General features: G+C 61.2%; 14 protein-coding genes. 11 read left to right on the top strand and 3 right to left on the bottom strand.

What is annotated here, in order from left to right:
* Positions 1–503 precede the first annotated feature (503 nt).
* Positions 504–713, bottom strand: coding sequence for a hypothetical protein (locus ACZYOF_RS08700; protein WP_130577567.1), 210 nt, complete (start codon positions 711–713; stop codon positions 504–506).
* A gap of 423 nt (positions 714–1,136) precedes the next feature.
* Between ACZYOF_RS08700 and glsA the strand changes: the two genes are divergently transcribed.
* The 8 genes from glsA to ACZYOF_RS08660 all read left to right on the top strand — a co-directional run bounded on the left by glsA (position 1,137) and on the right by ACZYOF_RS08660 (position 9,264).
* The gene (gene glsA / locus ACZYOF_RS08695) at positions 1,137–2,129 is read left to right on the top strand and encodes a glutaminase A (protein WP_463715488.1); all 993 of its coding nucleotides are present in this window, start codon (positions 1,137–1,139) and stop codon (positions 2,127–2,129) included.
* Between the two features lie 74 nt (positions 2,130–2,203).
* Positions 2,204–3,853: an MFS transporter gene (locus tag ACZYOF_RS08690; protein ID WP_463715487.1), complete on the top strand. Its 1,650-nt coding sequence runs from the start codon at positions 2,204–2,206 to the stop codon at positions 3,851–3,853.
* A 42-nt stretch (positions 3,854–3,895) separates the two neighbouring features.
* Complete coding sequence (locus ACZYOF_RS08685; protein ID WP_394569091.1) at positions 3,896–4,459, top strand: HdeD family acid-resistance protein; 564 nt, start codon at positions 3,896–3,898, stop codon at positions 4,457–4,459.
* Positions 4,460–4,644: 185 nt separating this feature from the next.
* Entirely contained in the window at positions 4,645–5,955 is a 1,311-nt protein-coding gene (locus ACZYOF_RS08680; RefSeq protein ID WP_463715489.1) for a metal-dependent hydrolase family protein, read from the top strand.
* A gap of 267 nt (positions 5,956–6,222) precedes the next feature.
* Positions 6,223–7,254: a peptidylprolyl isomerase gene (locus tag ACZYOF_RS08675; protein WP_463715486.1), complete on the top strand. Its 1,032-nt coding sequence runs from the start codon at positions 6,223–6,225 to the stop codon at positions 7,252–7,254.
* Positions 7,255–7,325: 71 nt separating this feature from the next.
* Positions 7,326–7,910: a YbjN domain-containing protein gene (locus tag ACZYOF_RS08670; RefSeq protein ID WP_394569089.1), complete on the top strand. Its 585-nt coding sequence runs from the start codon at positions 7,326–7,328 to the stop codon at positions 7,908–7,910.
* Between the two features lie 18 nt (positions 7,911–7,928).
* Positions 7,929–8,387: a hypothetical protein gene (locus ACZYOF_RS08665; RefSeq protein WP_463715485.1), complete on the top strand. Its 459-nt coding sequence runs from the start codon at positions 7,929–7,931 to the stop codon at positions 8,385–8,387.
* A 13-nt stretch (positions 8,388–8,400) separates the two neighbouring features.
* The gene (locus ACZYOF_RS08660; RefSeq protein WP_463715484.1) at positions 8,401–9,264 is read left to right on the top strand and encodes a lytic transglycosylase domain-containing protein; all 864 of its coding nucleotides are present in this window, start codon (positions 8,401–8,403) and stop codon (positions 9,262–9,264) included.
* 272 nt (positions 9,265–9,536) lie between these two features.
* On the opposite strand, the gene ACZYOF_RS08655 is transcribed toward ACZYOF_RS08660, so the two are convergent.
* On the bottom strand, positions 9,537–10,784 hold the full coding sequence (locus ACZYOF_RS08655) for a multidrug effflux MFS transporter (RefSeq protein ID WP_463715483.1): 1,248 nt from the start codon (positions 10,782–10,784) through the stop codon (positions 9,537–9,539).
* Between the two features lie 358 nt (positions 10,785–11,142).
* Here ACZYOF_RS08655 and ACZYOF_RS08650 point away from each other — a divergent pair, with 358 nt between their 5' ends.
* Both ACZYOF_RS08650 and ACZYOF_RS08645 read left to right on the top strand, forming a co-directional pair.
* A complete protein-coding gene (locus ACZYOF_RS08650; protein WP_282532476.1) occupies positions 11,143–11,976 on the top strand; it encodes a DUF1194 domain-containing protein in 834 nt (277 codons plus the stop codon).
* 471 nt (positions 11,977–12,447) lie between these two features.
* Positions 12,448–12,630: a hypothetical protein gene (locus tag ACZYOF_RS08645; protein ID WP_463715482.1), complete on the top strand. Its 183-nt coding sequence runs from the start codon at positions 12,448–12,450 to the stop codon at positions 12,628–12,630.
* Positions 12,631–12,723: 93 nt separating this feature from the next.
* Here the strand turns inward: ACZYOF_RS08645 and ACZYOF_RS08640 are convergent, their stop codons facing one another.
* Positions 12,724–13,683, bottom strand: coding sequence for an abortive infection family protein (locus ACZYOF_RS08640; RefSeq protein ID WP_463715481.1), 960 nt, complete (start codon positions 13,681–13,683; stop codon positions 12,724–12,726).
* Positions 13,684–13,710: 27 nt separating this feature from the next.
* Here ACZYOF_RS08640 and ACZYOF_RS08635 point away from each other — a divergent pair, with 27 nt between their 5' ends.
* Positions 13,711–14,343, top strand: coding sequence for a hypothetical protein (locus ACZYOF_RS08635; protein WP_463715480.1), 633 nt, complete (start codon positions 13,711–13,713; stop codon positions 14,341–14,343).
* Positions 14,344–14,390 lie beyond the last annotated feature (47 nt).

Below are 14,390 nucleotides of genomic sequence, written 5' to 3'. Positions count from 1 at the left end.
TAAAGCCTTCGTGGTAACGCTTGTCATGGCGTGGTCTCCAGCCCGGCGCGTCAACGCCGGGTGATTCGAGGTTGATCACCCCGGAGACTACGCCACTTTCAATTCCAACCGCTTTTCGGACGGCACCGCGTCGGGCCCCGATTGTCTTCAAAAAACGGACGGACAGCAGAAACGCCTCAGAAGGGCGCCAAGCGGACATCTGCCCGATGTGCCAAGGTCTGCAGTGGGTCAAAATGCGACTTACATCCTGCGTCTGCTCTTGGGGCAAAGCGGACTTCAAGGTCAGCAAGTCGAGGGTGGGTAACCGGGAGGGCCCTAGACTTGATGGCCTCGCTATTGGCTTAAATCGACTCGCTTTTACCTTTAGGGCACATGTGCGGAGGCAAGCGCCTGGTAACGCGGACTGCTGATCGTCAACAACCGCCCATTGTCCGAAGTGGCGAACGAAGTGAACCGCTATCGCAGCTGGCACATCCTCATTCTCAACGCCAACCGCAAGCCAGCTATCCGAGCGGGCTTCCTTGATTCCGTCTGATGATCTTGAGCGTGAGCAGGACGGCGCCAAGCACAAGAAACAGAACGCCGACAGTCGTTGTGCTGGTGGATTCGAACGTCACGCCAACTGCCGTCAGCAGGCATCCGATGATAATCGCGACCAACCCACCAAGCTTCTTCACCAGCAGGAAATGTCCGTCACTCGTACTTGCCACCATGATCAGCCTCGCTGTTCAGATGATGTCCCGCCTTCTCCAATTCTCGTCGCGTCCGTTTTTTCTCAGCTAGATTGAGCATGATCTTTTCGGAAAACCGGTTTCCACTTTTCCGTATCATGCTCTAAGCGGCAGGCTCGCGTGAGCAAACACAATCGTACACTCGAACGGCCACGTTGCAAATTTCCCGGCGTTCGGATTCTGCAGTCAATGGCGGCTCTTTGATTCAATTGCGTGCGACAACGATTGCGACAGCCTGCCTTACCTAACGAGCGTTGGAACCTTGCTCCGTCGTGAGAAGAGAACTCGATGGCAATCGGCACATTTGCTGGTCTGTCAGCAAATTGTTGCACGGGTTGCAGATTGACTCGTTTTAAACGTAGGCGTTAGATCAACAACATAGCCCCCGTCGGGCGGAGTGGTGCGATGGCGTCACGATCGGCGATCGATGAACGGCCTTACGTTTCGACCGGTCATCTACCGAATCCCGAGATGGTGCAGTCGCTGGTGGAAGACGCGCACCGGCGCCTTAAATCGAACGCTGACGGCAATAATTCACAGGTCTACCCGGCGCTCGCCCGAGTCCCGAGCGAGCTGTTCGGCGTTTGTGTCGTTGGAACCGATGGGCACGTCTACGGCGCGGGAGACATAGGCTACGAATTCTCCATCATGAGCGTGTCGAAGCCATTCGTGTTCGCGCTGATCTGCGAGACCATTGGTCCGGAACAAGCGCGCACGAAGCTCGGCGCCAACGCCACCGGACTTCCATTCAACTCGCTTGCCGCGATCGAGAATGGAAGCGGGCGTACCAATCCGATGGTGAATGCTGGTGCGATCGCGACGACGAGCCTCGCGCCGGGAGCGTCCGCCGAGGCGCAGTGGGAGTTTATCCACGATGGGCTGTCGCGCTTCGCAGGCCGCAAGCTTCCGCTCAACGAAGAGGTCTACGCCTCCGCGTCGCAGACCAATTTCCGCAATCGCAGCATCGCGCGGCTGTTGGAGAGCTACGACCGGATCTATTGCGACGCCAAGCAGGCGACCGATCTCTACACGAGGCAGTGTTCGTTGAACGTGACCGCCAAAGACCTCGCCGTGATGGGGGCGACGCTGGCGGACGGTGGGGTGAACCCTATCACGAAGCAACGCGTGGTCGATGCTGCGGTTTGCCATTACGCCTTGGCCGTGATGATCACGGCCGGCTTGTATGAGACGTCAGGCGATTGGCTTTACGACATCGGCCTGCCCGGAAAGAGCGGGATCGGCGGCGGCATTGTCGCGGTTTCTCCTGGAAAAGGCGGCTTCGGCACTTTCGCTCCGCCGCTGGATGCGGCCGGCAACAGCGTGAGAGGACAACTCGCCGCGAAATTCCTGTCGCAGCGATTGGGCATGGATCTGTTCGTCTCGCAACCGGAAGACTGACAAATGTTGACCGGATCGGCGTCCCGTCCACCTAGTCGATCCTGAAAAGCCCGAGCAAATCGGAGGACGCCATAGTGACACAGACAATCTCGATCGGCGGCATCCACCAGGAGGAACGCGCATCATGGATTCCCATGATCGCGATCGCGCTCGGCCAGATGATCATGTCGTTCAATGTCGCTTCGTTGCCTGTGGCGATGGGGGGAATGGTCAAGAGCTTTGGCGTTCCTCCGACCACGGTCGCAACCGGCATCGTGGCCTATTCCATGCTGGTCGCCGGCTTCGTCATGCTGGGCGCAAAGCTCGCGCAGCGATACGGCGCGCTGCAAGTGTTCCGCGCGGCCGTCGTGCTGTTCTTCATATCCCAGGTCATGATGACGTTCAGCCCCACGGCCGTCGTGATGATCACGGCGCAGGCGCTCTGCGGCGCCGCCGGCGCGGTGATCGTACCCTCGCTGGTCGCCCTCATTGCCGAGAACTACACCGGACGCCAGCAGGCAACCGCCGTGGGTGCGCTCGGCTCCGCACGCGCGGCAGCCGGCGTGCTCGCATTCGTCATCGGCGGCGTACTGGGCACCTATATCGGCTGGCGGCCGGTGTTCGGAATTCTCATCGCCGTTGCCGCCATTGTTTTCCTGCTGAGCTTCCGCCTCAAGCGCGACCATGGCCGGCCGGACGTCGAAGTCGATATCGTTGGTGTCATACTCGCAGCAGCCGCGATCATTTGCATCAGCTTCGGCTTCAATAATCTCAACAGATGGGGGCTCGTGTTGGCGAGCCCAAACGCGCCGTTCGGCCTTCTCGGCCTGTCTCCCGCGCCGATCCTGATCGTGGCGGGCATCGTCTGTGGCCAGGCATTCCTGATGTGGACACACAAACGCGAGGAGGCAGGCAAGACTCCTCTCCTCGCGCTTCAGGTGATCGATTCACCTGAGGAACGAGCGGTCGTCTACGCGATGTTCACAGTCGTCGCGCTGGAGGCCGCTCTCAACTTCTCCGTCCCGCTCTACATTCAGATCGTGCAGGGTCGTAGCCCGATCGCCACTGCGGTGGCGATGATGCCGTTCAACCTTACTGTATTCTTTGCCGCGATGCTGATCGTGCACGTCTATGATAAGCTGACGCCGCGGCAGATCGGGCGAGCAGGCTTCTTCCTTTGCACCGTCGCGCTGTTGTGGCTTGCATTCGTCGTGCGCAACGACTGGAGCGAGGTGCCGGTGCTGCTCGGGCTCGTTGTCTTTGGTATCGGGCAAGGCGCGCTTGTCACGCTGCTGTTCAACGTGCTGGTCACGGCTTCGCCCAAGGAGCTCGCAGGGGACGTCGGATCGCTGCGCGGCACCACCAACAACCTCGCCGCCGCCGTCGGAACGGCAGTGGCTGGCGCGCTCCTTGTTGGTCTGTTGAGTGCGATCGCGCTGAGCAGCATCGCCGCGAGCCCCAAGCTCACACCCGAACTGCAGGCGCAGGTCGATCTCGACAACATCAATTTCGTCAGCAACGACCGACTGCGGACCGCGCTGGAGGGCACCAGCGCCACGCCGCAGCAGGTCGAGGAGGCGGTGCGGGTGAACACCGAGGCGCGGCTGCGTGCGCTGAAGATCGGGCTGTTGATCATGGCAGGCCTTGCGTTGCTTGCGATCATTCCGGCCGGGCGGCTGCCGAACTATCGACCGGGAGAGATTCCGAGCGATGAGACGGCGGGCGAACGCGGACAATCGAGTTGATGCGTAACGGGTTCGACGACTTCTGGAATCGAGGAGAATGATATGACCACCTATGACAACGGTCCGGCGATGCGTCTCACCGGGCTGCCGACACCGCCTTTATGGATATGCATCCTGCTCGGGATCGTGATGATCATCGCGGGCCTGCTGGTCCTCGGCGATCTCGCACTGTTCACCGTGATCAGCACCATCTTCATCGGCTGGATGGCGATCATCGCCGGTGGATTCGAGATCATTCACGCCTTCTGGACCAAAGGGTGGGGAGGGTTCGTGTGGCAACTGCTGCTCGGCGCGCTCTATCTTGCATTCGGCGTCGTGCTGGTGACCCAGCCGCTGACCAGTGCGCTGATCCTGACCCTTGTTCTCGGTCTGCTGCTTCTGATCTCCGGGTTCGTCCGTATCCTGGTCGGCATCAGCCATTGGCAGCAGTTCGGCTGGATCATACTGCTGTCCGGGCTGTTCGGCGTCCTGGCGGGTCTCATCATCCTGACGGGATTTCCGGCCACCGGGACGTGGGTGCTCGGATTGCTGCTGGGCATCGACCTCTTGTCTCACGGCATCGGCTGGCTGACCCTTGCCTGGCTGCCGGCCGTAAGAACTGGGTAGCGGCCGTCGATTGACAGGGGACTGGCAATACACTCGCTGACCGCCCGCGATCACGTCGGGCGTTCCCTCCCGCACAGCAAGATCAATGCGAGCCTTGCGCCACGCACCATTGGCGGAGATCAGATATGTCAGGTTTGAGAACGCCGGGTCGAACTTTCATTGCTGCGCTACTGGCTTCAATCGGAATGAACTTCGCGGCCTCGCCGACGGCGCAGGCTCAACAAGCTTCCGCTGTGCTGTTCCAGAACGTTCGCATCTTTGACGGAAAGAATGCCGCGCTCTCCGCGCCGTCCAATGTCCTGATCCGCAACAACAAGATCGAGAAGATTTCGGTTGCGCCGATCCAGGCTGACGCTCAGGTGATCGCCGGCGGCGAACGCGTGCTGATGCCCGGGCTGATCGACGCGCATTGGCATGCGATGCTGGTACGCCCAACGCCGGCGGCCGCCCTGGCTGACGACGTCGGCTACAACAATCTTCTTGCGGCAGCGGAAGCCACCGCCACGCTCATGCGGGGCTTCACCACGGTCCGCGACATGGGCGGGCCGAGCTTTGGGCTCAAGCGCGCGATCGACGACGGTCTCGTCGCCGGCCCGCGCATCTATCCGTCCGGCGCCGTGATCACCATCACTGGTGGCCATGGCGATTTCCGGCAGCTTACCGATCTGCCAAGAACGATCGGCGGCATGCTCAGCCGCATGGAAAGAATTGGTGGCAGCATGGTGGCGGACAGTCCGGATGAGGTTCGTGTGCGCGCCCGCGAGCAGCTCATGCAGGGGGCATCGCAGGTCAAGCTCACCGCGGGCGGTGGCGTGGCTTCGCCGTTCAGCCCGCTCGATGTGTCCACGTTCACCGAGCCCGAGCTGCGTGCCGCCGTCGAAGCTGCCGAGAACTGGGGCACCTATGTGGCCGTGCACGCCTATACGCCGGCTTCGATCCAGCGCTCGATCGCGGCGGGAGCAAAGTGCGTCGAGCACGGCCACCTGATGGACGAGGCCACGGCGCGCCTCATGGCCGAGAAGGGAATCTGGTTGAGCACGCAACCTTTCCTTGATCTGGCAGGCGCAAGTGCGCTGGGGCCGTCGGAGCAGGCGAAGATGCGGCAGGTGGTTGCCGGCACCGATAGAGTCTATGCGCTGGCAAAGAAATACGGAATCAAGACCGCGTTCGGCACCGACATTCTGTTCTCGCAGGCGCTGGCTGAGCGGCAAGGAGCCATGCTGGCCGATCTCACGCGCTGGTACACGCCGGCTGAAGCGCTGGCCATGGCGACATCGACGAATGCCGAATTGCTCAGCCTGTCCGGACCGCGAAATCCATATCCCGGCAAGCTGGGCGTGGTGGAGGAGGGCGCGCTCGCCGACCTCCTGCTGGTCGATGGCAATCCAATCGACAACATCAAGCTCGTGGAAGATCCGGCGAAGAATTTCCTGGTCATCATGAAAGGCGGAAAGGTCTACAAGAACCTTCTCGCCCAAGAGCCTTCTCGGCGCTGATCCGCCATGCGCGTACAGAGATACCAGTAACCGGCCAAGATCGGTCGCCAACTGATGGACTGTTATGAAAATGTGACATTTGGTGAGTAGTGGCTAACGAACCGCTACTCGGTTTCCGTCGCGTCGAGATCCAGAACCTGTTGCAGGATTACGGCGACCGGATTCTGAACCAGAAGATCGAACCCTGAGGTCACTATGATTGCCTATCGTCCTGCGTTTGAACGCCCAACACCGCGATACCGTCGCGATCGTGTCGGCCGTCACCTCGTGGCTTTGGCGATCATCGGACTGGCCGGCGGATTGGGCGGGGCCGAACCCGCTTTCGCGCAAAATCCTCCCCCGGCGGCACCGCAGCGGGTGGTGAAGCCGAAGGCGCCCGCCGCCGCGCCCGCGCCTGTTGCTGCGGCCCAGCCAGCCGCTCCGGCGCCACATGCCGAGGCGGCGGCGTCGGGCAACGAGCCGGTGGCGCGCGTTGGCGGACGTGACGTCTCCTCGTCGGAAATCCGCGCCTTCCTGGCCGCCGTCGGGCCCGATCAGCGCGCCGCGCTCGCCCGCGATCCCGCGCTTCTCAACCAGACGCTCCGCGCGATGTTTGCAAGGCAGCTCGTCCTCAAGGAAGCCACGGACAAGAAGTGGCAGGACCAACCGGCCGTCGTCGCTCAACTCGCCAAGCTGCGCGAGGAGGCCATCTTCGAGACCTACCTGCAGTCGGCGTCGGTGCCGCCGGAAAATTATCCGGATGAGGCGGAAATCCAGAAGACCTATGACGCCAACAAGGGCGCGCTGATCATGCCGCGCCGCTTTCATCTCGCCCAGATCTATGTCGCGCTGGCGGAAGGATCGGACGCCGCGGCCGAAGAGAAGGCCAAGGCGAAGCTCGCGGACATTCAGGCCAAGCTGAAGCAGCCGAAGGCGGATTTCGCCCAGATCGCCAAGGACACCACCGACCAGCGCGAGCAGGCTGACAAGGGCGGCGATCTCGGCTGGCTGCCCGAGCCGCAGCTCGTTCCCGAGATCAAGAGCCGCGTGATGGGAATGGCCGTCAATACCGTGAGCGAGCCGATCAAGCTTGCCGACGGATATCACATCGTCAAGCTGATCGAGACCAAGCCGTCCGAAACCATGCCGCTTGCCGACGTGCGGGACACCCTGGTCCAGCGCCTGCGGGCACAGCGTGCCGAGCTCAATCGCCGCGCCTACCTTGCCCGCGCGCTCGAGCAGAATCCGCCCGCGATCAACGAAATCGCTCTGTCCCGCATCGCCAGCGAGCTGACGCAGTCGGCAGGCGCTGCCCGCTAACCGCGTTTGTCGTCCCAGATCCCAAATAGCTGTTGCAAACCTGATCACGTTATTGGACAGAGGAGATTAACATGTCCATGAGCACTAGCGTCGCGCAAGCACCCGCAGATTTGTCCAACGCCGGGATGCAGTCCTTTGTCACGCTCGAGGAGCTGCGCGCGGCGCTCCAAACCGCCGGCTATCGCGCCGAGCTCGTGACCGACGGCAATATTTCTCTGTTGCGGTCGGCGAGCAACGGCCTCGGCTTCGACGTCCGCCCGGGCAATGCGTTTCCCGGCAAGCCTGATCATTTCGCGGATGTCGCCTTCGTTGCGGTCCTGACCGTGCAGGGATCGATGCCGCTCGATCTCGTGAACAAGTGGAATCGCATGCACAGGTTCTGCCGGCTGTTCGTGGACAAGCCGCAGGGCACCGATGAATTTCTGGTGCTGACGCTCGATCTCTCCATCGCCGGCGCGGTCTCGCCGAACTATGTCCGCACCCAGCTCCAGATCTGGGACAGTTTGATCCAGCAGCTCATCCCCTGGTTGCGCGAGGAGCTCGGCAGGTTGGCCTCGAGCCTCGAATCGGCCAAGGAAACACCCAAGCAAGCGTCCAAGGAAGCATCCAACGCGGACGCGAACCTGGCGCCGCCGCGGCCGGCCCTCAATAGCTGATCGGACAGCACTGTAGCGATGGCGTCGAAATCCCCGATCAACGGGAATCCCGGCAGGCTGCGGCGTCTGCTGCACTCGTTCGGCCTCGTGGCGCTCGGCCTTTCCGCCGGGCGCGCGCCGGCTGCGGCGCAAAGCACAGACTTCAAGGCCGCATCCGAGGCGCCCGCCGCCTGGCGCGAGTATGCGTCCCGGCTGCAGGGTGCCTTTCAGCATCAGATCGAGGGCGACGGCGACATGTCGCAGTGGCTTGTGACTTTCGCGGCGGGGCGCGAGAAGGACAACAAGCCGCTGACATTCGTGGTGAGCGCCTCGATCCTGCCGGACGGCAGGATGGACCGCATCGCATTCGACAGCAGCATGGATCCGGAGCTCGGCGGCCGGCTGCGTCCGCTGCTCGCCGCCGCCAATGCCGGCGCGCCACCTCCCGACATGCTTCAGCCGCTGCGTCTTCGCCTGCGGCTTCGATCCACAGAGTGAGCGAGGCGGGGGCGTGCGGGGGCATCGGCAGACCAGGCTGTTACTCGGGTGGTTGCTTGCGCTGGCGACCGGCGTCGGTCTGCTGACGAGCACCTTCGCGTTCGCCGATACGGTGCCCGCGGTGCCGGAGGAAGCTCCCGCTGCTGAGGCGCCAAGCGAGCCTGAAAAGAGCGAGCCTGAAAAGGAAGCCGCTCCAGCCAAGGAAGCTGCGCCGGCCGAGACGCCGTCGGCCATCGAACGGCGATGGCGCGAGAATGCCAAGATCGGGTTGCCCCCGACGCGAGGGGGCGCGACCTCGACCTCAACCTCCAGCGCACAGCCTCGCTCCCGCTATCGCGACCTGATCGAGAAGCAGACCTCCGGCACGGGCCTTGCGCCCGAGATCGCGGAAGCCGTGATGGGCGTGGAGAGCGGCTACAATGCGGGCGCGATCGGCGGCGTCGGTGAAATCGGATTGATGCAGGTGCTGCCCTCGACCGCGCGGATGCTTGGCTTCACCGGCACCAATGCTGAACTCGCCGTGCCCGAGACCAACATCCGCTATGGCGTGACCTACCTCGCCCAGGCATGGCGGCTGGCGCGCGGCGATCTCTGCACGGCTGTGATGAAATACCGCGCCGGCCATGGCGAGACGCGCTTCTCCCATCTGTCGGTGAGCTATTGCCTCGCGGTGCGCTCGCGGCTGATGGCGCGCGGCTTCCAGGTTACCGGCACCGTTCCCGTCGCCACCTTCGGCGATCCGGCCCGTGGCGGCGGTGGTGGCGGCGGCGGATGCAAGCGCAGATGCATGGCCGGCCTGGGCGGCGCGAATGTCGATTACAACAAGCTGAACGCCCGCCTGAGCGCGCTCGTGATCCAGGTGCGCGGCGGAAAATAAGCGCAAGGATGCGAAGCGATTGACGACCCCTCTCCCTCTCCCCGTTCTTACGGCCGTTCTTACGGGGAGAGGGTTGGGTGAGGGGCTGTCTCCGCAAGTACGGTGAGAGATGAGCTCGTGGAGGCTCCCCCTCACCCGAAATTCAAGCGGAGCCTGTCATCGGGCGGCGCTTCGCGCCGACCCGTTGGCTTGAATTTCGACCTCTCCCCGCAAGCGGGGCGAGGTGAATCCGAGCCATTGCTCTATTCAAGAAAAGCATCACACCTGCGCAACTACATCGTCGTATGATGCGGCTTGAACAGGCGGCCCTTTTCCGTCGCCAGCACCACTGCGAGCGCCGCCAGCGCGCAGAGGAAGAAGCCGGTCGAGAACGGCAGCAGCGTGCCGTCGTAGCTCTGGCCGATCACGATGCCGATGCCGATGGCGAGCAGCGTCGTGATCGATCCGTACAGCGACGAGGCGGTTCCGGCGATATGGCCCTGCGGCTCCATCGCCAGCGCGGTGAAGTTGGCGATCATCAGCCCGAACGTGAACATCATCAATGCCGCCAGCGTCATCAACAGCGACAGCGGCAACATCTGCAGCCTCGCCGCCACCAGCATCGTAGCGGCAACGAGGACGAACGCGACCAGCCCGCCGTGCGAGATCACGCGCATGCCGAGCCGCCCGACAAAGCGGGAGTTGAGAAAGCCCGCAATCGCGATGCCCGCCGCGATCGAAGCGAATGCCAGCGGAAAGTAATGCCCGAGCTGGTAGATGTCGGTGAAGAGCTGCTGCGAGGTGAAGACGAAGGAGAACAGCGCCCCCTGTATGCCGCCGGCCGCCAGCGCATAGCCCAGCGTCTGGCGATTGGTGAGCGTCTGCCGGAAGGCGCCGAGCACGTCGCGGATCGCGAGCGACTTGCGCAATTCCGCCGGCAGCGTTTCCGGCATGCGCAGCGCGCTCCAGGCCAGTGCGATCACGCCGTACAGCATCAACGCAACGAAAATGCCGCGCCACTGCGTCAGCAGCAGCACCGCCTGGCCGAACGATGGCGCGACCACGGGCACCGCGATGAAGACCATCATCGCGAGCGACATCACGCTCGCCATGCGCCTTCCGGCGTAGCAGTCGCGCACGATCGAGGTGGCGATCACGCGCGTCGCCGACGTGCCGAGGCCCTGCAGCGCACGCGCCAGCAGCAGCGTCTCGAAAGATGTCGCCGCGATCGCAAGCAGGCTTGCGACACCATAGACGGCCATGCCACCGAGCAGCACCGGACGGCGGCCGAAGCGATCCGACAACGGCCCCATCACGAACTGTCCGACGCCGAAGCCGAACAGGAAGATCGACAGCACCATCTGCGGATGGTTGGCATCGGCAATGTTGAATGCGGCGCCGATGCTCGGCAGCGCCGGCAGCATCATGTCCATGGCCAGCGGGTTCAGCGCCATGATCGATGCGATCGCAACTACGAATTCGGGGAAGCCCATCGGGCGGTGGCCTGACGATACCCAGGCCTCGGCATTAATTTCAGACACGTGGCATCCTTTTGCGGAGGCGCAATCTAGCCATCGTGCTGCAATGCACAATCCCGTGTTTCGGAATGGGGGACCGGCGGTTCCAGACGGGTTAGGCAACACGGCGCGCTTTTAGGCAGCCGTGACTTGCCGAATTCCGGAATATGGACACCGAGTCGCCAATCTCTCCGCTTTGCCCTGTGAAACTTGCGTGTCACCATCATATCGAGGCCAGAGCATGATCCGGAAAAGTGGAAACCGGTTTTCCCTCGCGACAAACGCGAAGCGTTTGCGCGGAGATCATGCGCAAACAAAGAGCTAAAGCGGGATGACGATTCGAAGAAAAGTCATCGCGCTTTAGGGATCGAGGAGGTCCGCGATGCGATGGTGCATCTCGATCGCAGCGGTGCTGGCCGCCGGCATGCTCGCCGGCGCCGCGGGCGCTGCGGCGCCTGGTCAGCCACCGGCACTTGCCGACCGGCAGGGCCCGCCTTCCGTGGATATCGAGCTTATCATTGCGGCCGACGTCTCCTATTCCATGGATACGGACGAGCTCACGGTGCAGCGCGAGGGGTATGCTGAGGCCATCGTTTCCAGGGAATTCCTGCAGGCGCTGAAGGGAGGCCCGAACGGAAAGATCGCCTTGACCTACTTCGAATGGTCGGCGTTCGGCGACCAACGGGTGATCATTCCCTGGCGGGTGATCGACGGCCCCGAGACGGCCGACGCAGTCGCCAGCGAAATCATGCAGGCGCCGATCCGGCGCGGGTCGCGCACCTCAATTTCGGGCGCCATCCTGTTCGGGACGCCGCTCTTCGACGAGGACCCTAGCCGCGGCTTTCGGCGTGTCATCGACATTTCCGGCGACGGCCCCAACAACAACGGACCACCTGTCACGCCCGCTCGCGACCAGGCGCTGGCGAAAGGCATCGTCATCAACGGCCTGCCGATCATGATCAAGGAGCCGTCCCATTCAATGATGGATATCGATAATCTCGATTGGTACTACGAGGATTGCGTCATCGGCGGGCCCGGCTCCTTCGTCGTGGCAATCAAGGATCGCGAACGATTCAAGGAAGCCATTCGCACCAAACTGGTACTCGAAGTGGCCGGACGTGATCCCGAGCACAAGGTCGTTCCCGCCGCCGTGAAGGAACCAAGGATCAATTGCCAGATCGGCGAAAAGCTCTGGGAGGACCGTTGGGGACGCTAGAGCATGATCCGATCAGATGGAATCGGATCACGATCTCTCTCTTTGTTTGAGCATGATCTTTTCAGGAAACCGGTTTCCACTTTTCCGGATCATGCTCTAGCAGGCGGGTTAGCAGGCCATCGGGCAAGGGGACGGCTGGCCATGTGCCAGATATCTGGCATGATCTTGGCCGCAATCCTTGCCGTACGCGATCTGGTTGAATTCGATTCGCGTCGAGGTCAAGGACTGTGAATTTGTCTGATGCAGCGGGTTTATCCACGGGTATCGACTAGTCACCCGCGAATCTCTTGCACAATAAGCGTGTCGGCGAATCTGATTCGCCTGATGATGAAAAAACCGGGCCAACCCCTGCAAGGACGCCCGGCTTTCCTGAATTGTAACTCCCATGCGGCCTTTTGGCCGTCTCTTATAACTTCAGTAATACTGAAGGTATGAGTCTGGTCAAGGGGTCCAATACAAAGGACTCTAAAATTGAAGAAGACGAAGTTTACGTTCGACGAAGCTGTGGATGTCTGGTTGCGTTATTGGGGTGGCCAGCTTCAGCACGACATCGCTGCCGATTTCCGCCTCAATGCGGGACGCGTCAGCGAGGTCCTGACTGAGAAGACTCATCTAGGTAGCAGGCAAGTCGCAGCTTCCAAGCGTTCTGCGTAAACTACTACGGACGGGCGGCTTCGGCCGCCCGTTTTCTTTCCCCAACGCGGTATTGGCGAACGAGTCAGTTTTGTCTGCGCTTTACCCCCTGCGTCATTTCTTTCGCCCACGGGCTTCCCATGTCTCCAAAATGAACAGCGTCATAGTATGTGCGGCATGCACCGCGAGTCGTGCATGTCTGGCTTCGATTTTATATGTTTTGTTCGCGTGACCATGCGCCGAGCCTTCGTGGGTTCGGAGAGCACCAACTCCGGCGGCGATGCTGAATAACCCTGACAGGATTTGTTTGAGGTCGTCATCAGCCATCTGGCCGGGGGAGAGGCCCAGGTTCTTGGCCACTTCCGTCCACAGCGGCGCAATCGTCTGTTTGTTGGGAAGCGGAATATTCTCGGTCTCAAGGTAGTGTTTGCATACCGCTTCAACGATTGCGCAGGCGGCCGTCACCGCAGCTCCGGGGTCGGAGCCAATCGAGTTGTAAGCGCGCTGGTACTCGAGATCTACAGCGGCAAGACCACCCGCCTTGAGGCGTTCTCCCAAAGACCTCGAAGGTCCCTTGAGATGAGCCCCGATGATGTAACCACCCCGCCGGTAGGTTAATTGCTCTTTTTCGAGGACAGTTTTCATTCGCTCACGGGCGTCACCATCCTTTGCATACTGCTCCATTCGCCACGGTGTGGGTTCAACGTCCATCAACTCGGCTATGAGCGTTCCAAACAGGCTCAGCGGGTCCGCGCACTCTACATTCGCTCTGCGCAGCCAGGACAGGCACTTTTGGGTCTTATTGCCCTCTGGGGGATCGCCTGGAAAGCCCGCCTGCATAAACAGGGCATTGAGTTCTGCATGAGTATAGTGTGCGTCAAGAATCGGGGCCGTTGTCCCTATTAGGGCTGGCGGAATTTGGGTCATTTCAAGTCCACTATCTAACGGGCTTTTGGGGGAGCCGTCATGGTCGACGCTAGATCGTTTTTTAAGGCAATCCGGAAGAACCCGGCGCAGTATTTTATCATACACTATTCGTCTGAAATGCTTTTCGATGAAAATCTTGAGGGCCACTCACCTCGCATTACATCGATCGTGGTCATGCATTACCCGACCAGCCAAACGCAGAGTTTTGCCTTTCATGTATCGGCCGATCTGCTGAATATTCGAAAAGACGACGTAGACAACCATCTAGACGACATCGAGATGGACTTGCTGTCAAAGTTCTACAAGTTCGCCCGCGACCGGCGCCAGATGTATTGGATACATTGGAATATGAGGGGACAATTATTCGGGTTTGAACACCTCGAACACCGCTATCGCAAGTTAACAGGCTTGGACGCTCCTAACATCCCGGTCGAGGTCCGACTTAACCTAAACGACATTCTCCGCGAGCGTTATGGTCGCGACTATGCCGACCACCCCCAACTCAAAAATCTCATGTTGCTCCAAGGCGACCTTCCGAAGGGATTTCTTGAGGGCAAGGAAGAAGCAGAGTGCTTCAACAAGCGCGAATTCATCCGCATGAATGAGTCCACTAACACCAAGGTGCACTTCTTTCGGCACATCATCGACCTAGCACTGAGGGGCAAGCTTAGAACCGCTGGCCAATCCATTGCGAACCGCATCGACAAATTGCTGGAAAGCCGTACCTCACGTGTCTTGGCGCTGACCGGCACTGTTCTCGGCCTGCTAAGCTGGGTAGGCTGGCTAGTTTTGATCGTGAAACCCTAATTTCACCTAAGCCAGCTCCCAAGGCCAAATCCTAACGGCCCGCGCGA

The organism is Bradyrhizobium sp. LeoA1Lang (assembly GCF_055413685.1).
Note: the sequence above shows the minus strand (reverse complement) of the source record. Positions and strands in the feature narration are given on the sequence as shown.

Excerpts from the sequence above, each read along its gene's own strand:
- ACZYOF_RS08700 (WP_130577567.1), bottom strand. The coding sequence starts at position 713 with ATGGTGGCAAGTACGAGTGACGGACATTTCCTGCTGGTGAAGAAGCTT.
- ACZYOF_RS08665 (WP_463715485.1), top strand. The coding sequence starts at position 7,929 with ATGGCGTCGAAATCCCCGATCAACGGGAATCCCGGCAGGCTGCGGCGT.
- ACZYOF_RS08680 (WP_463715489.1), top strand. The coding sequence starts at position 4,645 with ATGAACTTCGCGGCCTCGCCGACGGCGCAGGCTCAACAAGCTTCCGCT.
- ACZYOF_RS08650 (WP_282532476.1), top strand. The coding sequence starts at position 11,143 with ATGCGATGGTGCATCTCGATCGCAGCGGTGCTGGCCGCCGGCATGCTC.
- ACZYOF_RS08635 (WP_463715480.1), top strand. The coding sequence starts at position 13,711 with ATGCATTACCCGACCAGCCAAACGCAGAGTTTTGCCTTTCATGTATCG.
- ACZYOF_RS08670 (WP_394569089.1), top strand. The coding sequence starts at position 7,326 with ATGTCCATGAGCACTAGCGTCGCGCAAGCACCCGCAGATTTGTCCAAC.
- glsA (WP_463715488.1), top strand. The coding sequence starts at position 1,137 with ATGGCGTCACGATCGGCGATCGATGAACGGCCTTACGTTTCGACCGGT.
- ACZYOF_RS08685 (WP_394569091.1), top strand. The coding sequence starts at position 3,896 with ATGACCACCTATGACAACGGTCCGGCGATGCGTCTCACCGGGCTGCCG.